The following is a 16753-nucleotide window of genomic DNA, read 5'->3' as shown; positions in this document are numbered from 1 at the left end:
GCGACCGGAATGATCCAACGGGACAGAACCTTGATCATTTCGGCACGAGGGAAGGACGACCGAACTCAGGGTCTGCGACGCCGAGCGCGCGAAATCCGCTCGGAGAAGCGGGAAGATCACGTCGTGACGAGTGCGGTCGAGATCTACGCGTTCGCGGGCTGGTCCAGCTTGCGCAATCGGCCCATCCAGCCTTGGGCGGTGTGCCGAGGGACGTCGTAGTGCTTGGCCACGGCGGTGACCGTGCCGAGGTTGTCGTATATCGCGCGCAGTTCGTCGACGTCGGGCATGCGCCGGTACGCCCTTCCTGGCTCCTCGCCTGCACGCGGCGACGGCGCGGGAGTCGCCGTCTCGCGGCGGACCGGAGCCGAGGCTTTCGGCGGGACAACGGGTTCGGGTGTCGCGTCGGCGGCCGGTGCCGGGGCGGCGGGCCGGGTCGGCTCGGCGAGCGCGGCGGTGGGACGGAACTTCGCGGCCAACGCGGTCACGATCGCCGTCATGTCGATGGCGTCCACGCTGGCCGCCGTCAATCCGGCCACGGACGTCGAACTGAGGGCGATTTCGGTGACCCGCGCCTCCTGCGCGGTCGTCTCGACGCGGACGGTCAGCCGCGGCGTCTCACCCCGGGCACGCTGATCGTCGACCGAATCGGGAATGATCACCACGGTGTAGCTCGGCATGTACGGTATGTTCCTCGTGACGGCTTCGGGTGTCGGGTCTGGCGTTTGCGAACGATAGCACACATGATTTCGGATTCCGGGCGAGAAGATTCCGTCCAGAATTCCTCGGTGCGAACAGCAGTCCGCTCTCACGATGTGTCGACCGTTCTCGACCGGGCGCTGTGGCAATGGTGAACGTGTCGGTCATGGGCGGCTTTCTATCGCCGTCCGGCCGGACGCGATTGTTTGGTGGGCCAGGGCGAGGCCAGTTGACGCTGGTCCTGCAATGCCCTGATCCAGTCCTTCGCGACGCGATGGGGTACGTCGTAGTGGCGGGCGACTTTCGCGATACTTCCGAGTCGCCAGTAGTTGACCCCGAAATCCGACGGCATGCCCGCTGCCCCGGGCTGAGCGCCCTCCCCCGCCGCCGTTTCGGACTGCCGGATGGCTGCCTCGGCACCGTCCTCTGCCGACATCGATTCCGGCACAGCAGGCGGTAGCGAAGCGTCCCGCTCAGCGAAAGTCTCTCGGCGCGAGGGCGTGTCGTCCGGAGGGCGCGGGACCGCGTCCGCCTCTGGGGTATCCGACGGGACCGCCTCCGGCGCTGTTCCGGTCAGCAATCGCACCGTGCGGACGATCAACCCGAAGTCGACATCCGCCAGTTCGCCGGGGATCTCGTACCCACCGGTCGCGGCCTGCACTTCGGCCAGCGACACCGCACCGCCGTCGATGTCCACCCTGGCTCTGGCGAGGGAATCTCCCGCCTCCGTCGCGATGGTGATGACGAAACTCTCGGTCATTGTTCACTCCGTCGAAAGAAGGCGCGGTCGCCGGCGGAGTCGTCTCTGTCTGCCGCGAGGGGGTAGCCGAACAACTCGTGGGTCTTCCTGCCGGTGTGTGTCGATTGTGTCGTATAAGAATGTAGCAGCGCGAACCGACAGCGAGTATTCGACCACGGCGACCCGTTTGGCGCCGGTGGGGAGGGGTATTTGCGGTGGTGAGCGGGAGGTTCGGGCGATGGCGGAAATCGCGGTGACGACTGTCGGTCGGTCCGGGCGCAGGGTCAGGGGCCCGTGGGCGCTACGGCGCGGTACCTGGTGGGCGGTGTTGCGGCGCACGGTGAGCACGTTGTGGAACGACGACCTGACCGACCGGGCCGCTAGTCTGACCTACTACAGCGTGATCTCGTTGCTGCCCGGTGTGGTGGTGGTGTCGGCGCTGCTGGGGTTGGCGGGGCCGTCGGCGACGCGGTCGCTGATCGACACCATCACCGAACTCGGTTACGGCGGCGACAATTCGGTGTCGATCCAGGTGCTCGAGGAGTTGCAGAGCGCGCGAGCGTTGGCGGGCCCGGCGGCGATCGTGGGTCTGGTGACCGCGCTGTGGACGGCGTCGGGATACATCGGCGCGTTCGTGCGCGCGATCAACGCGGTCTACGACACCGAGGAAGGTCGGCCGCTGTGGAAGACGGTGCCGTTGCAGATCGCGCTGACCGTCGCGCTGGTGGTCCTGGTCGTGGTGTGCGCGGGCGGTGTCGTGCTCAGCGGCCGGGTCGCCGAGGTCATCGGAAGGTGGCTGGGGTTCGGTCCGGCCGCGGTGGGTGTGTGGGGCGTCGCGAAATGGCCGGTGTTGGCGCTGTTGGTGAGCGTGGTGATCGCACTGCTGTACTGGGCGGCCCCCAACGCCCGTCAGCTGGGACTGCGGTGGTTGACCCCCGGCAGCGTGTTCGCCGTCGCCCTGTGGATCGCCGCGTCGGCCGGATTCGCTTTCTACGTAGCGCATTTCGGCTCCTACAACAAGGTCTACGGGTCGTTGGCGGGCGCCGTGGTGTTCCTGGTGTGGATGTGGCTGTCGAATGTGGCGATCCTGCTGGGCGCGAAACTCGACGCCGAGTTGGCCCGCGGCCGCCACATCGAACAAGGCGGCGATCCCGACACCACCCCGATCCTGCCCCACCGCGACGCCCCCGACACCGACTGATTCGTCCCGTCGAGCACCGATGAGATTCTGGTGCCGGGACCGTCTGTCCGTGGGAGATCGACTCACGAGAGGATGGCGGAATGCGGAAACTGATCTTCGGCATGAACGTGACCTTGGACGGCTTCGTCGCGGCCCCCGGCGACGACATCGGCTGGGGCGTGTCCGGTGACGAACTGTTCCAATGGTGGCTCGACCAGGAGCGGGCCTACGACACCGTGCTGTACGGACGCAAACTGTGGGAGGCGATGAGTTCCCACTGGCCGACCGGCGACCAGCGGCCCGACGCCACCGCGGCGCAGGTCGAGTTCGCGCGGAACTGGCGGGACACGCCGAAGGTGGTGTTCTCCTCGACGCTCACCGAGGTCGACTGGAACGCCCGCCTGGTCTCCGGTGACGCCGTCGCCGAGATCACCCGGCTCAAATCCGAGGACGGCGGTCCGATGAGCATCGGCGGCGCGGCACTGGCCGCCGCGGCCATGCGGGCCGGGCTGATCGACGAGTACGCCGTGGTCACCCATCCGGTCCTGATCGGCGGCGGCACGCCGTTCTTCACGGCGCTGGACCGGTGGGTGAACCTGAACCTGGTGCAGACGCGCACCTTCCCCGACGGAGTGGTCCTGACCCGATACGAGACGAGGCGCTGAGGCCGCGGGGAGCGAACCGACGGCCGTCGCCGTACCCGCCGGATGGTGTCAGTTCGGCGTGTGGGCCCGGGCGACCGGACCCAGGTCGGCGGGCATGTGTTGGTAACCGCGCAGGGTGAACAGCCGCCTGCGCCGCGGTTCGCCGCGCAGTCGCAGGTTCGGGTAGCGGGTGTAGAGCGAGCGCAGCGCGTGTTCGGCTTCCATTCTGGCCAGCGTCGCGCCGAGGCAGACGTGGATGCCGCTGCTGAAGGCGACGTGGTCCGCGGCGTTGGGGCGGGTGATGTCGAAGCGGTCGGGGTTCTCGAAGACGAGCGGGTCGCGGTTGGCGCCCGCCAGGGAGAGCATCACCGTCGTGCCCGCGGGCACCGTCTGACCGTCGACGTCGATGTCCTCGGTGGCCAGGCGCGCGGCGGCCACCACGGGCGGGTCGAAACGCAGCGTCTCCTCGACGACCGCGCCCCAGCGTTCGGGCTCGGCCAGGGCGAGGGCGAGTTGGTCGGGGTTGGCCGACAGCGAGGCGACCGCGTTGCCGATCAGGTTCACCGTCGTCTCCAGTCCGGCGCCGAGCAGCACACCCGCGCTGACCAGTAGTTCCCGGGTGTTCAGCTCCCCCGAGGCGACCAGCGCGGACAGGATGTCCTCGCCGGGTTCGCGCCGCAGTTCGGCGATGTGGTTCTCGAAGAACTCGTTCATCGATTCCATCGCGGCCATCGCCCGGCCGTAGGACCGCCACGAGGTGCCGACGTCGAACAGCGGCGTGATCCGGTCGCCCCAGTGCTGGAACTGCGCTCGGACCGACGGCGCGAAACCGAGCATGTCGGCGATGATCGTCATCGGCATCCGGGAGGCGAAATCGTCGATCAGGTCGACCGATCCGTCCGGCGGCATCGCCTCGAGTATCTCGGCGGTGACCACCTCGACCCGGTCGCGCAGTCGCGCGATCGCGCGCGGCGTGAACGCCGAGGCGACCGGTTTGCGCATCCTGGTGTGCTCCGGGGGATTCAGCAACAACATCGCCGGCGGATTCATGGGGTTGACGGGCATCCGCACGCGTTCGGCGACTCGACGGAACGGCGCGGGCAGGTCCTGGGGGATCGAGGGCTGCACGGCGAAACGCGGGTCGCGCAGGATGGTGCGCACATGCCCGTGCTCGAACGCGACCATCGCCAGCGGCGTGCGGCGCAGTCCGCCCTCGCCGCGCAGTTGCCGGATCAGCGGGTGCGGATCACGCAGTCCGCGTTCGCCGTTGAGCAACTGCGCGAACGGATCACCCCGCCGCAACTGCCAGCGCAGGAACGCCCGTCGCACCCCGTGTTCGGCCGACCATCGCACCCAGTATCGCGGTTTCATCGCCCACCCTTCTACTCGTCCGAAGATTTCCCGCCGCTTCCGAATCGACGCCTACGGCGAGGCGGGCTTGCGGGCGATGAGCAGGACGTAGCCGAGAAACCCCGCGTCGGCGCCCTTTCCGAGCGCGCCGAAGGCGCCCGCGACGGCCGTGACCTGCCGGGTGGAGTCCGCCGCTTCGACATCCTGTCGCAGGTCCGTCGCCCGCTCGACGAGTTTCGCCCACGACGGGCGGACCCGCGGCCCGATGTCGCGCACCTCGACGATCTCGAAACCCGCCTGCGCGACCAGATTTCGGTAGTCGCTCGGCGACAGCAGGGTGGCCATCGCGCGCAGGTCGGATTGCGCCGCGTTGGTGAGCTCGAGCAGCCCCTCGGACTGGGTGAGGTCGGCGACGACGAGCGTCGCGCCCGGCCGCAGCACGCGGAAGACCTCGTTGAGGGCCCGCTGTTTGTCGGCGATGTGGATGAGCGATTCGATCGCCACCGCCGCGTCGAATTCCGCCTCCGCGAAGGGCAGGTCGGTGGCGTCGCCCACGTGGAAGTCGACGTCGGCGTCGTCGTTGCGAGCGAGGGCGACCTCGACCTGTTTCGGGCTGATCGTCACGCCGGTGACGGCGGCGCCGGTAGTGGCGGCGATGTGGCGTGCCGGGCCGCCGGTGCCGCACCCCACATCCAGGATCCGGGTGCCCGCCGTGGGGGCGGCCGAGGCGGCGACCAAGTCGGTGAGCCGCTTCTGAGCGTTGTCGAGTCCGTCCTCGACCCCTTCCGGCCAGTAGCCCAGGTGGATGTCGGGGCCGAAGATGATCTCCATCGCCAGGGTCTGGTCGTACAGGTCGGTCACTGCTTCGGAGGTGTGCGAAATGCTTTCGCGCATGGTAGTTCTCCGCTCTCGGTCGAAGGGGAAAGGGGTGGTTCGACAGGTGGTGCCGCGCCGAGGTGAGGCGAATTCATCCGCAGCCGCCCGCGTGACCTCGGTCCGGTCCGGCGCCTCCCTCCAGCGTCGACGCCGGGACGGGCACGTCGGTTTCCGGAGGGGCCTTGCCCGCCTCAGCGCCCGTCGCGAACAGACCCAGGCGGTCGACGCCCCAGAACTTCTCGCGGCCGTGCACGAAGAACGGCACGCCGAACACGCCGTCACGGTCGACGTCCAGCAGCGCACGCGCGCCCCGCGCCCGATAGTCCTCGTCGTCCGCCGCGTTCGCGAAGCGCTCGGGAGGCAGTCCCAGGTCGACGGCGAGGTCGCCCATGGTGGCGGGATCGCAGATGTTCCGGCCGTGCTCCCAGCGCAATTCGCTCGCGCGGGTGACGAATTCGGGGCCCCGCCCGGCGTCGGCGGCGGCGAAGTAGGCCAGGTGCGGGATCTCCCAGACCGGATCCCGGTCCACGGGCCAGACCAAGGGCAGTCCCAGGCCACAGGCGAGGCGGCGCACATCCCGGAGGATGTAGAGGTGCTTGGCCTTGGACATCGCGGTGTACGGGAAATCGCCGCCGAGCGCGGTCAGCATGGCGGTGCTGCGGGCGTCCGGTTCCCAGAACGGCCGGTACTCCAGTCGGGCGAGCAGGTCGGGATACCGGTCGCGCAGCAGATGGCCCGCGATCCACGAGTAGGGGCTGCGCAGCGAGAAGTACCAGCGCGGGGAATTTTTGGAAGACATGGCGCACCCGATCCGTCAGAGGACTATTCCGCCGTCGATGGGCAGGACCGCGCCGTGCACGTAGGACGCCGACGCCACGTAACCGACCATGTCGGCGACCTCCTCGGCGGTGCCGAACCGTCCGACCGGGATACTGTCGAGCGCCCCCTGCCGCACCGTCGGCGAGAGCGAATCGGTCATCTCGGTCTCGATGAAGCCCGGGGCCACGACGTTCACGCGGATGCCGTAGCGGCCGACCTCCTTGGCCAGGGCCTTGCTGAAGCCGATGATGCCCGCCTTGGCGGCCGAGTAGTTGGTCTGCCCCGCGTTGCCCGACACCCCCGCGACCGAGGAGATGTTGACGATGCTCCCCCGCTTGCGTTTGATCATCTCGAAGACCACCGTCCTGCAGATGTTGTAGGTGCCGGAGAGGTTGACGTCGATGACCTCGTCCCAGTGGTCGTCGCTCATCAGGGCCAGTGGAGTGTCGCGGACGATGCCCGCCGAGGTGACCAGCACCTCGGGGACGCCGAAGTCGGTGCGCACCCGCCGCACCAGCGCCCGCACCTCGTCGCGGCGGGTGACGTCGGCTTCGACGGCGACCGCCCGGTCACCGTTGTCGGCCACCACCCGCGCCGCCTGTTCCGCGCTGCGGGCCGTGTGGCAGAACGCGACGAGGTATCCGTCGCGGACCAGGCGCGCGACGACGGCCCGGCCGATGCCGCGCGATCCGCCCGTCACCAGCGCGACCGGATCATGCTCGGGTGCGGTCATCGGCGGCTTCCTTTCTCGGTCGACCGTTTCCGGTCACCGCGGCGATCGGTCGCAGCGCGATCGTCATCTGCTCGACCTCGAGCACGGGACGACCGTCGACGGTGCTGACTCCCTCGGCGAGGACGGTGTCCGAGATCCGGCGGACGATGCGGACGTGGTGGTCCATGACGTCCCCGGGACGGACCGGCGCGGGCAGTCGCGCGCCGGACAGGCTGCCGAACAAGGGCACCGTGTCGAGGGGGTTCGCCGAGGGCCGTTCGCGGGCGATCAGCACGGCCGCCGCCTGGGACCAGGATTCGAGGACGAGGGCCGCGGGGTAGTCGTCGGAGGCGGCCTCCGGTCCGCCGGGCGGGCTCTGGTACCAGGGCTCGCCGCGGGTCACCGCCTTCTGCGCGAACACCTCCTGGTCCGTGACGGGACCGACGACCCGATCGATCAAGAGCATCGGATAGCGATGGGGCAGCAGGCGATGGATCTCGCTCCCGGTCATCACCGGGTGCCGGGAGTCCCGCGCCCCCACCACGTCCGACGGCGATGCCGGAGGGTCACCGAAGACCAGGGACAGCCGGGCGGCGGGCCCGTCGGCGGTGCCGACCGCCGCCGAGCAGTGCCACCGCTCCCCCGTGCGCTCCCAGGTCAGCCGCGCGGTCAGCCGATCACCCGGCCGGATCGGGTTCAGGAATCGCGCCCGCCGCACGCTCTCGACCCGCAGGCCGGTGCGCGGCGCCGGGTGGGTCGACACGGCGGCGCGGCGCACGAAGTCGATCACACCGATTGCCGGGAAGATCGGGAAGTGCGGGAAATGTCCGGCGAACACGGGTTCGTCGGCGGCGACGGGCATCGTGACGACCGGTGACGGACCCGTCTGCTCGACGACGAGCGCACCGCGCACCACGCCGTTGTCGGCGGTCATGGACGCACCTCCAGCAGCATCGCGCCGACCACGCCGTCCGCCTCGACGGAGGTGATCACCACCTGGTGCCGCGCACCCGGTTCGGCCTGTGCCAGGGCCGCGACGATCTGGAAGGCCGCCGAGGCGGCGGAGGTGTCGCCGATCGCCGTGTCGAGCGAGATATCGCGCGCCCCGGTGGTTTCGAGGACTTCGGCCAGGGCGGCCCGTTCGTAGTCGCCCTCGGCGCGGTCCGCGCCCGAGGTGACGACGAAGCGGATCTCATCCGCCGAGGTCCCGCTGTCCTCGAGGACCCGCCGCACGCACCGCGCGAGGACGGGTTGGATGCGGTCGAGGGTCCTGGCGAAACCGAACTCCATCCGTCGGGGCACCCCGAGGATCCGGCGGCCGTGTGCGCGGGCGGCGGCTTCGTCCTCGAGCAACCACATCGCCGCGCCCTCGCCGAGGACGGTCTTCTCGACGTCGGGTCTGCCGCGGGCATGCCATTCCAGCCAGGCCCGCGCTTCGGAGAACTCCTCCACCGCGCCACACAGCACGGTGGAGGTCCGGCCCGCGCGCAGCAGTCGCAGCGCGTATCGCAGCGCCAGCAGTCCCGACGCGCGGCCGCCCGCGACGGTCGCGTTGGGCCCCTTCAGCCGGTGCCAGATGGCGGATTGCCCTGCGGCGCAATTCATCACCGTATTCGGGAAGTGTGCCGGATTGACCAGATAGGGCCGTTCCTCGACCAACGAGTCGCGGGTGAACGACATCATGCTCTGCGCGCTGCCCATGGCGGTTCCCAGCACCAGTCCGGCGCTGTCGGTGACACCGGCCCTGCGGTTCCCCGTGCCGTCGTCGAGCAGCAGGCCCACCGCGGCCACCGACAGCGCGGTCATCCGGTCCATCGATCTGGTCCCTTTCCGGCCCAGCGCGGTGCGCGCGTCGAAATCCGGTACCAGACAGGCGTGTCGGAACGGCACCTCCCAGTCGGCGTCGTCCAGTCGCCGGGCGGTCGGGCCGGTCGAGCGCAGCCCGGCCGAGAATTCGGCGGCGCCGATTCCCCAGGGGGAGATGGCGGACCACGCCGTGATCGCCACGCTGTCGGCGTCACGTCCGTCGGTCGTCAGAAGAACCACACCCTCTCGTAGTCGGGCCAGTCCGGGCCCTCTCCGGCGGCGACCGGACGGACTCCGGGTATCAGCCGCCGCGCGGCACTGTCCCCGAACATGCGCAGGTCCGTCGCATCGACCCACACCCGGGCGCCCGCGGCCAGCAAGGCACGCAGTGAACGGCGCGGGTCGGCGGGACGCACAGACGGCGCGATGCCGGACGTGGCGACGACGCCGGTATCGATGGCGTATCCGGCCGCGGTGCCGCGCAGATGGATGTCGAGGCCGCCGCCCTGCCGGTACAGGGCGGCGGCGAAATACAGTTCGTCGGAGAACTGGGTCTCCAGCCAGCCGCGGTGGCCGCGTTCCAGGATCAGCAGAGTGGTGGCGGACACGATCAGACCGCCCCCACTGCCAGCACCTTGCCGGACACTTCGACGTGCCGCCAGAACGCCCCGGGCGAGCGCACCACGACCTGCGGTATCTGCTCGGGCGCCGCGCGGTCCCGGCAGCAGAACCGACACACGTACCAGCGCAACCGATCCGGGTGCGCGGCGAGCAGGTCGCGCACGACGGCCGCGGTGGACGGGTAACGGGTCGTATGGTCGGTGACGTCGATCGGTTTCTCGTCGCCGAGGGCGGCGCTGGTCAGTCGCGTGGCGTCACCGCAGGCCCACACCTGGACCCGCGCACCGCGGCCGAGCAACGCGTGCGCCAAGCGCAGCGCGCTGCCGATCAGATCGTCCCGGTGCGGCGCTCCCAGCAGCTTGATCAGGACGTCACAGGAGGTGGGCTCATGTCTCATGTCAGTGCCACACCGCCCGAACCTCTTGCCGCAGCAGGGTTTCGGCGATCCGGTCCATGCCGACCGCGATCACGCCCGCCGCGAGGTCGGACCGGGCCACCCCGCGCTGCGCGATCGACCAGTCCTCGGCCCACACCGCGCCACCCGCACCGGTGAACTCCGCCAGGCGCGGCAGCACGCCGGGGACCGCGGCGAGTACGCCGTCCTGGATCAGCGCCAGCACCACCCGCGCGCCGCCGTGCCGCAGCCGGCAGGCATCGCCGACGAACCGGTCGGCGGCGGCCGAACCCGGTGCGCGGGACTCGATCAGCAGGTAGGAGGGCACGGCGCACCGGTCACTTCGCTTCGACGCGCAGCGCCTCGAGCACCCGATCGTCGAACGAGGCCAGCGACCAGTCGCGGCGGTCCTCGATCACCGCGTAGCCGTGGGTGATGGCGCCGGTCGCGGTGTGCAGCAACGCGCCGTCACGCACGACGTAGCAGTCCATCCGCGCGGAATAGGTGAACTCCTTGTAGACATCTTCGACCGTGAAGACGGTGTAGAGGTCCTCTTCCATCCGCGCGTGGTCGAGGATGCGGATCGAGGAAGCGGGGACCACCGGGATCCATTTCCGGTCCGCGAGCAGTTGTCTGATCGAGATGTCGCGGTCGGCCAGGAACAGGTCGACCACCTCCTCCATCTGCCGCAGATACCCGGACATCTGCAGCCGCTCGGTGAAATGGCAGTAGAAGTACGGGATGCGCCATTTCCAGCCGAAGGCGTTGCGGCCGGCGGTCAGTTGTTTCAGCACCGCGGCACGGTCGGTGACGTCGACCTCCGCGCTCGGTGCTGCCGGATCGATCGGGCCCGACACCACGAACGGCGCGAGTTCGGCGGGACATTCGGCGATGTCGCCGCCGAATGTGCCGGGTACCAGCACCGCCCGCACGGTGGCCGCCGCCGCGCGGACCTGTTTGCCGTCGCGCTCGACGGTCAGTCGCACACGGAAGCCGAACCCCGCCTCCTCGCCCGCGGTGGTCGGCGTGACGGTCGCCTCGACGAGATCGTCCATGTGCAGCGCGTGGGCTATGCGCGTGTTCAACCCGACGAGGTCCAATCCGAGGCCGTACTCCTCGAACAGCGCCCTGGCGGGCAGGCCCGCGGCGCGGAAATGGTCCAGCACCGCCTCCTCGACCAGGTAGTTCACGTGTTTGAAGCCGATCCACGTGCAGATATTCGAACCCTCGTAGCGCGGCCGCAGGGCGACCCGACTCGGTGCGTCGCGCACCGAGTCGCACCGGGCGCGCAGTTCGTTCGCCGTCGACGTGCTCATCGCTCTCAGTTCCCTTCGTCCGGCACCGACAGGTGCCCGCTCACGACCAACCCCGCGAAGTCGTCGTCACCGCCGCTCGTCATCACCGCCGCGCCGCCGCCCGATTCGAGCCAGGCGACCGCCGCCGCGCATTGCAGGACGCCGTGCGCTCCCGAAGACCATCCGTAACGGGGGGCCAGCGCGCGCCGGGTGAGTCCGTCCAACCCCGCGTCCGGGTCGGTGTCCTCGGTCAACCACAGATCACAGGCGCGCGCCGCGTCCCGGCCGATCTTCTCGACGTACGCCGCGGGCGAGTCCGCGCGCGCGTACGCGCCGATCCGGGCCATCGCGCGGGCTCCGCGCGCCCGGGCGCGATCCGAGCTCTCCAGGTACACGGCGACGGCGCCCTCGAACAGTTCCGGTGCCGCCACTCCCGTGAACCGGGCGACCACCTCGTTGCGCGGTTCGGCCCCGACCACGAGAACACCGGCGCAGCGTCGCGCCCGCAGCAAGGCCACGGCCCATCCGATCGCGTCCAGACCGGAGGTGTTCCCGTTGCACAGCAGGAGATTCGGCCCGCGCAGGCTATACCACCGGGCGGTCGCGGCGGCCAGGACATTGCTGGACGCGGTGGGCAGCGCCAGGGCGCTCAGCGCCGCGGAGGTCTCGGCGGCGATGCGCGCCGACATCTCGCACACCGTGTCGAGATTGCCGAAGTTCGAGCTGGCGACCACCGCGATGCCGTCGCCCTCGGTGGCTTTCGGGCCGAGCAGGACCCCGGCTTCGGCGAGGCAGTCGCCCGCCGCCGACAGCGCGAGTCGGGTCGCGCGATCCAGATATCGGACGCCGCGACCGCTGACGGTGACGACCGGGTCCGCGCCCACCACGCTGTCGGCGTCGAGCAGGGCGCCGCGCCCGCCCGCGCCCGCCAGCGTCGTGCCGACTCCGGTCACCACCACCTCGTCCGCGCTCACGACGCACTCTCCAGGATCGCCACCGCGTTGACCCCGCCGAAACCGAACGCGTCGATCTGCGCGAGGCGCGACGGTGCGGCCACGGTGTCGCGTTCGGTGCGGGCGAAGCGCCACTGCCGCGCCGGGGCGATCGGATTCCGCAGGCCCAGCGTCGGCGGCACCGCGCCCGTCGCGAGCGATCGGGCGGCCACGATCAGGCTCAACAAGCCCGAGTTGCCGGAGGTGTGGCCGGTCATGGACTTCAGCGCCGTCATGATCGGCCGCCGCGCCCACGGACCGAACACCTCGCCCAGCGCGGCGGCCTCCGCCTCGTCGTTGAGGACCGTGCCGGTGCCGTGCAGCAGGACGAGATCGATGTCGGCGGGTGTGACCTCGGCGAGCAGGTGAGCCGACCGCATCGCCCGCGCGATGCTCTCCGGGTCCGGCGCGGTCGGGTGGTGGGCGTCGCAGTTCATGGACACCCCGCGCAGGAACGCGTGTGGGGAAACCTCTCCCCCGGGCGCGCGACGGGACAGAACCACCGCGGCCGCACCGTCGCCCATCAACGTGCCGCAGTGGGCTTCGTCGAACGGCAGGACGCGATCCGGCGTGGTCAACTGCACCCGGTCCAGCGCGCCGAACATGCTCGCGGTGATCGTGTCGACCCCGGCGACCACCACGGTGTCGGCGACCCCCGCGGTCAGCATGTCCATGCCGAGGGCCGGGGTGTGCAGCGAGGCCGAGCACGCGTTGGCGAACGTGTGGGCCTGCCTCGTCCCGAATCGCTCCCGCAGCGCGACGCCGAAATCCAGTCTCCGGATGTCGAATTCCGCGCCTTCGGTCCACGCCAACTCGACCGAGCGCAGTTCCCGCAGCCCCGTCCCGACCAACACGGGGATATCGGTCAGATCCTCGCCGAGACCGGCGTCCGTCACCGCTTGCGCCACCGCGTGCAGCAGATGCTTCGTCGCCCGGCCGGGCAGGTCGCGGCCGTCCGGACGGTCGTCGATCTCGTAGGCGAACTCGGCTCGGAAGCGGTCGCTCGCGAACGCCCGCAGCGGCGCGCGACCGCTGCGCCCGCGACACAGCGCCGCGAACACCTCGTCCACGCCGTCACCGACGCTCGCCACCGCCCCCATACCGGTGATGGCTGTTCGCACGCCCGCGTTCATCGGTCGGCCCCGTCCGCGCAGGCGCCGTAGAGCACGATCGCGTTGTTGCCGCCGAAGGCGAAACTGTTGTTCTGCACGACGCGCGGTCGGACGGCGGCGGCGCGGTTCGGGACGCAGTCGATCCCGCACTCCGGATCGGTTTCGCGGTGGTTGATCGTCGGCGGAATGAAGCCGTCGGTGATCGCGAGCACACAGCCGATGGAGGCGAGCGCGCTCGCCGCACCCATGGTGTGCCCGAGCATGGACTTCATCGAGACGGTCGGTGGCGCGGTCCGCTCACCGAACACCCGCCGCACCGCGCGCGCCTCCGTGACGTCGTTGGCCCGGGTGCCGGTGCCGTGCGCGGAGATGAAGTCGACCTCCTCCGGCCGCACCCGCGCGTTGTCCAACGCGAGCAGCATGCACGCGGCGATGCTGTCCTCGTCGGGCGCCACCTGATGGTGGGCGTCGCAGTTGATGCCCGCCCCGAGAACCTCGGCCAGAATCCGCGCGCCGCGCGCCCGCGCGGAATCGAGACTCTCCAGCACCAGCATCCCGGCGCCCTCACCGGTCAGGATGCCCTTGCGATCCCGATCGAAGGGTTGGCAGAGTTCGGGAGCGATCGTGCCGATGCGATAGAAACCGGTGAAGGTCTTGCGGCACACCGCGTCCGCGCCGCCGCACAGCGCCAAGTCGACATCGCCCGCGCGGATCGCGTCGAAGCCGTAGGCGATCGCGTAATTGCCCGCCGCGCACGCCGTCGGCAGGGTGACGACCTCGACATCGCTGAGTCCGAGTTCGCCCGCCACGGCCGCCGAGAGCCTGCCCGCCGGGACACGGGCGGCGATCTCGCCGGAGATCTCGGACGGTCCGCGACGCACCTGTGTCTCGACGATGCCGTCGAGATCGCGGGCTTCCCCGTCGGTGGTCCCGACGGCGACGAGCGCGTCGCTCGCGCCCACCCGTTCCTCGGTCAGCCCGGCGTGTTCGATCGCCATGCGGGCCGCCGACGCCGAGAACGTGCTCGCCCGGCCCATGTCCTCGGGACTGCCGTGGCGAATCCAGCGGTGCGGATCGAACTCCCCGACCTCGCAGCCCAGCGCGTGCTCGTAACCCGTGGTGTCGAACGCGCGGATCGGCCGCACCGCGCTGCGACCGGAGCGCAGCGCCGCGCCGAACTCGCTCGCGCCCATGCCGATACTGGAGACGACGCCCATGCCGGTGACGACGACACGGCGTACGGATGATTCACTCATGGCGTGGTTCCGCCTCGGCCCGGTGCACCGGCCCGCTAGCGCGCCAGCGCCTCGTCGACCACTTCGTAGACGCCCACCAGGTTCACCATGCGCGCGAGTTCGCCCTGATCGATGGAAACGCCGTACGTCTTCTCCAGCGCGGCCAGGATCTCGATGGCCATGAGCGAGTCGACATCGTGGTCGTCCTTGAACAACGCCACCTCCGACAGTTCTTGTTCGTCTATCTCGATGATTCGGCAGACGATCTCTTTGATCTCGACACGACGGCTGTTGACGGTGGAACTCATCTGTACCCCTTCGTGGAATCGCCATCCCTCGGCGGTTCGCCCTGCTGAATTCGTGAATTACCGGGAAAAGTCGACGACGGTCGACCGATCGACTCCGTGGCGGGGTTCTCCCGAATATTTCGTCGCACGCGCCATTGCTCGAACACCCTCCCGCCGGATTTCCGGTCGATTCGAATGCCTCGGAGCCGCACAGTCCATTCCGCATGCCGAGAGCAGGAACAACGGCTCTGTCACCGCGGCAACCCCTCGTCGCGACTACGCCTATTTCCGATTCCGTATGTCCGACGCGATATCCGTCTCGAATTGAACCCGACCCGCGATAACCAGTCAAGGCCGGTGGATCCCAGGAAAGTCGACCGATTCGCGCGCGAAGCCCGGAGCCCGACCCGACCAGTAGCATCGCGAGATGACCGAAACTGTCGACGCCGTCGTGATCGGCGGCGGTCACAACGGACTGGTGGCCGCGAACATCCTCGCGGACGCGGGCTGGGACGCGCTCGTGCTCGAACAGGAACCGGACTTCGGCGGCGCGGTCCGTTCCACCGAGTTGTTCGCGGGCTTCCGGGCCGACCTCTTCAGCGCCAATCACCCTCTGGCCGTGGTCTCCCCGGCGCTGCGCGGCCTGGATCTGGCGGCGTTCGGATTGCGGTGGGCCTACGCGCCGACCGTGGCGGCCTCGGCACGCACACCTGAGGACGGCGTGGGCTTGTACCCGGACCCCCGGCGGACCGCCGACGAACTCGGCCGCCATCATCCCGAGGACGCCCGGACCTGGCTGGAGTTGTCGACCCAGTGGCGGCGGGTACGAGATCCCCTGCTGCAGATCGGCTTCGGCGGTCGCCGCCCGCTACGCGAAGCGGTGCGGCTGCTGCGCGCCGAAGGTGCGCCGGAACTGGCACGCTTCGCCAGGTTCCTGCTGCTGCCCGCCGACCGTATGGCGCGCGAACTGTTCCGCGGCGAGCACGCGCGACTGCTGCTGCTGGGCAACTGCGGTCACGGCGATCTGGCCGTCAACGCCGCGCCGTCCGGGGCCGTCGGATGGCTGCTGACGATGCTCGCCCAGGACACCGGCTTCCCCTGCCCGGTCGGCGGGGCGAGCGCGCTCACCGACGCACTGGTCGCCCGGGCGCGGGCGGCCGGTGCCGAACTCCGCGCCCGCGTGCGGGTTTCCGCTCTGGAGGTGCGGGGGGGACGCGTCACGGCGGTGCGCACCGCGTCGGGCGAGCGCGTCGCGGTGCGGCGTGCCGTCGTGGCCGACACGCCCGCGACGACCCTGTACCGGGAACTGCTCGCCCCCGAGGCGCTCCCGGCCCGCGTGCACGAGGATCTCCGACGTTTCGAGCCGGACGGCGCGGTCGTGAAGGTCGATTACGCGGTGTCGCGGCCTATTCCGTGGCTGGCGCCCCAACTGCGCGGTGCGGGGACGGTGCACATCGGCGCGGATGAGCGCGGTCTGATCCGCTGGGGAGCCGAGATCGCCTGTGGCGCCGTACCGGAGCGCCCGTTCCTGCTCCTGGGCCAGATGACGACCTGCGATCCCACGCGCTCACCGGAGGGCACCGAATCGGCGTGGGCCTACACCCTGATGCCGCGCGGCGTGCGCGACGACGCCACCGCCGAACTGCTGGCCCGCGAGATCGACGCGGTCATCGAGGACCACGCACCCGGATTCTCGGCGGCCCTGCTCGATCGACAGGTGCGGCGCCCGGGCGATATGGCGGCCATCGGCACTCGGCTCGGTGGCACGATGGCGCTGCACCAGCAGGGCCCCTTCCGGCCGCTGCCCGGTCTCGGCGGGCCGCAGACCGTCCTGCGCAACCTCTTCCTCGGGAGTTCCGCCGCCCATCCCGGCGGCGCCGTCCACGGCGCCTGTGGCGCGGATGCCGCCCGTGCCGCGCTGCGCCGCAACGGTATTCGCGGCCGTGCCCGCCACCGTCTGCATTCGGTGCTGGTCGGGCGTTGACGGGTCGGGTC

General features: G+C 70.2%; 19 protein-coding genes. 3 read left to right on the top strand and 16 right to left on the bottom strand.

Annotated elements, in window-relative coordinates; all coding sequences use genetic code 11:
* Positions 1-143: 143 nt before the first annotated feature.
* Both ON30_RS36830 and ON30_RS34265 read right to left on the bottom strand, forming a co-directional pair.
* The gene (locus ON30_RS36830; protein ID WP_051030402.1) at positions 144-677 is read right to left on the bottom strand and encodes a hypothetical protein; all 534 of its coding nucleotides are present in this window, start codon (positions 675-677) and stop codon (positions 144-146) included.
* A gap of 197 nt (positions 678-874) precedes the next feature.
* Entirely contained in the window at positions 875-1456 is a 582-nt protein-coding gene (locus tag ON30_RS34265; protein WP_040714479.1) for a hypothetical protein, read from the bottom strand.
* A gap of 217 nt (positions 1457-1673) precedes the next feature.
* On the opposite strand from ON30_RS34265, the gene ON30_RS34260 reads away from it, so the two are divergent.
* Positions 1674-2636: a YihY/virulence factor BrkB family protein gene (locus ON30_RS34260; RefSeq protein ID WP_051030401.1), complete on the top strand. Its 963-nt coding sequence runs from the start codon at positions 1674-1676 to the stop codon at positions 2634-2636.
* A gap of 80 nt (positions 2637-2716) precedes the next feature.
* Positions 2717-3280: a dihydrofolate reductase family protein gene (locus tag ON30_RS34255; RefSeq protein WP_040714478.1), complete on the top strand. Its 564-nt coding sequence runs from the start codon at positions 2717-2719 to the stop codon at positions 3278-3280.
* Between the two features lie 48 nt (positions 3281-3328).
* On the opposite strand, the gene ON30_RS34250 is transcribed toward ON30_RS34255, so the two are convergent.
* The 14 genes from ON30_RS34250 to ON30_RS34180 form a co-directional block, all read right to left on the bottom strand.
* Positions 3329-4630 carry a cytochrome P450 gene (locus tag ON30_RS34250; RefSeq protein WP_040714477.1) on the bottom strand — a complete coding sequence of 434 codons (1302 nt, stop codon included), beginning with the start codon at positions 4628-4630 and terminating at the stop codon, positions 3329-3331.
* 51 nt (positions 4631-4681) lie between these two features.
* Positions 4682-5503, bottom strand: coding sequence for a class I SAM-dependent methyltransferase (locus ON30_RS34245; RefSeq protein ID WP_051030400.1), 822 nt, complete (start codon positions 5501-5503; stop codon positions 4682-4684).
* A 73-nt stretch (positions 5504-5576) separates the two neighbouring features.
* On the bottom strand, positions 5577-6284 hold the full coding sequence (locus ON30_RS34240) for a 2-hydroxychromene-2-carboxylate isomerase (RefSeq protein WP_040714476.1): 708 nt from the start codon (positions 6282-6284) through the stop codon (positions 5577-5579).
* 15 nt (positions 6285-6299) lie between these two features.
* Entirely contained in the window at positions 6300-7037 is a 738-nt protein-coding gene (gene fabG / locus ON30_RS34235; protein ID WP_040714475.1) for a 3-oxoacyl-ACP reductase FabG, read from the bottom strand.
* A complete protein-coding gene (locus tag ON30_RS38640) occupies positions 7018-7950 on the bottom strand; it encodes an ApeI family dehydratase (protein WP_051030399.1) in 933 nt (310 codons plus the stop codon). The genes fabG and ON30_RS38640 overlap by 20 nt, the downstream gene beginning before the upstream one ends.
* Positions 7947-9062 (bottom strand): beta-ketoacyl synthase N-terminal-like domain-containing protein, encoded by a 1116-nt coding sequence (locus tag ON30_RS34220; protein WP_218006340.1) that lies wholly within the window; start codon positions 9060-9062, stop codon positions 7947-7949. Before ON30_RS34220 ends, ON30_RS38640 begins: the two co-directional genes overlap by 4 nt.
* Positions 9050-9430, bottom strand: coding sequence for a hypothetical protein (locus ON30_RS34215; protein WP_051030398.1), 381 nt, complete (start codon positions 9428-9430; stop codon positions 9050-9052). The genes ON30_RS34220 and ON30_RS34215 overlap by 13 nt, the downstream gene beginning before the upstream one ends.
* A 2-nt stretch (positions 9431-9432) precedes the next feature.
* On the bottom strand, positions 9433-9840 hold the full coding sequence (locus tag ON30_RS34210; RefSeq protein ID WP_040714474.1) for a hypothetical protein: 408 nt from the start codon (positions 9838-9840) through the stop codon (positions 9433-9435).
* 1 nt (position 9841) lies between these two features.
* Positions 9842-10165: a hypothetical protein gene (locus ON30_RS34205; protein ID WP_040714473.1), complete on the bottom strand. Its 324-nt coding sequence runs from the start codon at positions 10163-10165 to the stop codon at positions 9842-9844.
* A 10-nt stretch (positions 10166-10175) separates the two neighbouring features.
* Positions 10176-11153 carry an acyl-CoA thioesterase family protein gene (locus ON30_RS34200; protein WP_040714470.1) on the bottom strand — a complete coding sequence of 326 codons (978 nt, stop codon included), beginning with the start codon at positions 11151-11153 and terminating at the stop codon, positions 10176-10178.
* 5 nt (positions 11154-11158) lie between these two features.
* Positions 11159-12106: a beta-ketoacyl synthase N-terminal-like domain-containing protein gene (locus ON30_RS34195; RefSeq protein WP_040714468.1), complete on the bottom strand. Its 948-nt coding sequence runs from the start codon at positions 12104-12106 to the stop codon at positions 11159-11161.
* Positions 12103-13245 carry a beta-ketoacyl synthase N-terminal-like domain-containing protein gene (locus tag ON30_RS34190; protein ID WP_218006339.1) on the bottom strand — a complete coding sequence of 381 codons (1143 nt, stop codon included), beginning with the start codon at positions 13243-13245 and terminating at the stop codon, positions 12103-12105. The genes ON30_RS34195 and ON30_RS34190 overlap by 4 nt, the downstream gene beginning before the upstream one ends.
* Before the next feature lie 8 nt (positions 13246-13253).
* The gene (locus ON30_RS34185; RefSeq protein WP_040714463.1) at positions 13254-14492 is read right to left on the bottom strand and encodes a beta-ketoacyl-[acyl-carrier-protein] synthase family protein; all 1239 of its coding nucleotides are present in this window, start codon (positions 14490-14492) and stop codon (positions 13254-13256) included.
* Positions 14493-14527: 35 nt separating this feature from the next.
* Positions 14528-14779 (bottom strand): acyl carrier protein, encoded by a 252-nt coding sequence (locus tag ON30_RS34180; RefSeq protein ID WP_040714461.1) that lies wholly within the window; start codon positions 14777-14779, stop codon positions 14528-14530.
* Positions 14780-15185: 406 nt separating this feature from the next.
* On the opposite strand from ON30_RS34180, the gene ON30_RS34175 reads away from it, so the two are divergent.
* Complete coding sequence (locus ON30_RS34175) at positions 15186-16742, top strand: phytoene desaturase family protein (RefSeq protein ID WP_040714460.1); 1557 nt, start codon at positions 15186-15188, stop codon at positions 16740-16742.
* The last annotated feature ends 11 nt before the right edge of the window (positions 16743-16753 follow it).

Origin of the sequence: Nocardia takedensis NBRC 100417 (genome assembly GCF_000308695.1) — a bacterium.
In the GTDB taxonomy this organism is placed as follows: domain Bacteria; phylum Actinomycetota; class Actinomycetes; order Mycobacteriales; family Mycobacteriaceae; genus Nocardia; species Nocardia takedensis.
The sequence above is the reverse complement of the archived record's forward strand: the minus strand, read 5'-3'. Positions and strand labels throughout refer to the sequence as shown.

What these genes read in the sequence shown, in the direction of transcription:
- ON30_RS34250 (WP_040714477.1), bottom strand. Translation starts at nt 4,630, where the DNA reads ATGAAACCGCGATACTGGGTGCGATGGTCGGCCGAACACGGGGTGCGA.
- ON30_RS34265 (WP_040714479.1), bottom strand. Translation starts at nt 1,456, where the DNA reads ATGACCGAGAGTTTCGTCATCACCATCGCGACGGAGGCGGGAGATTCC.
- ON30_RS34175 (WP_040714460.1), top strand. Translation starts at nt 15,186, where the DNA reads ATGACCGAAACTGTCGACGCCGTCGTGATCGGCGGCGGTCACAACGGA.
- ON30_RS38640 (WP_051030399.1), bottom strand. Translation starts at nt 7,950, where the DNA reads ATGACCGCCGACAACGGCGTGGTGCGCGGTGCGCTCGTCGTCGAGCAG.
- ON30_RS34260 (WP_051030401.1), top strand. Translation starts at nt 1,674, where the DNA reads ATGGCGGAAATCGCGGTGACGACTGTCGGTCGGTCCGGGCGCAGGGTC.
- ON30_RS34240 (WP_040714476.1), bottom strand. Translation starts at nt 6,284, where the DNA reads ATGTCTTCCAAAAATTCCCCGCGCTGGTACTTCTCGCTGCGCAGCCCC.
- ON30_RS34185 (WP_040714463.1), bottom strand. Translation starts at nt 14,492, where the DNA reads ATGAGTGAATCATCCGTACGCCGTGTCGTCGTCACCGGCATGGGCGTC.
- ON30_RS34210 (WP_040714474.1), bottom strand. Translation starts at nt 9,840, where the DNA reads ATGAGACATGAGCCCACCTCCTGTGACGTCCTGATCAAGCTGCTGGGA.
- ON30_RS34245 (WP_051030400.1), bottom strand. Translation starts at nt 5,503, where the DNA reads ATGCGCGAAAGCATTTCGCACACCTCCGAAGCAGTGACCGACCTGTAC.
- ON30_RS34200 (WP_040714470.1), bottom strand. Translation starts at nt 11,153, where the DNA reads ATGAGCACGTCGACGGCGAACGAACTGCGCGCCCGGTGCGACTCGGTG.
- ON30_RS34180 (WP_040714461.1), bottom strand. Translation starts at nt 14,779, where the DNA reads ATGAGTTCCACCGTCAACAGCCGTCGTGTCGAGATCAAAGAGATCGTC.
- fabG (WP_040714475.1), bottom strand. Translation starts at nt 7,037, where the DNA reads ATGACCGCACCCGAGCATGATCCGGTCGCGCTGGTGACGGGCGGATCG.
- ON30_RS34255 (WP_040714478.1), top strand. Translation starts at nt 2,717, where the DNA reads ATGCGGAAACTGATCTTCGGCATGAACGTGACCTTGGACGGCTTCGTC.
- ON30_RS36830 (WP_051030402.1), bottom strand. Translation starts at nt 677, where the DNA reads ATGCCGAGCTACACCGTGGTGATCATTCCCGATTCGGTCGACGATCAG.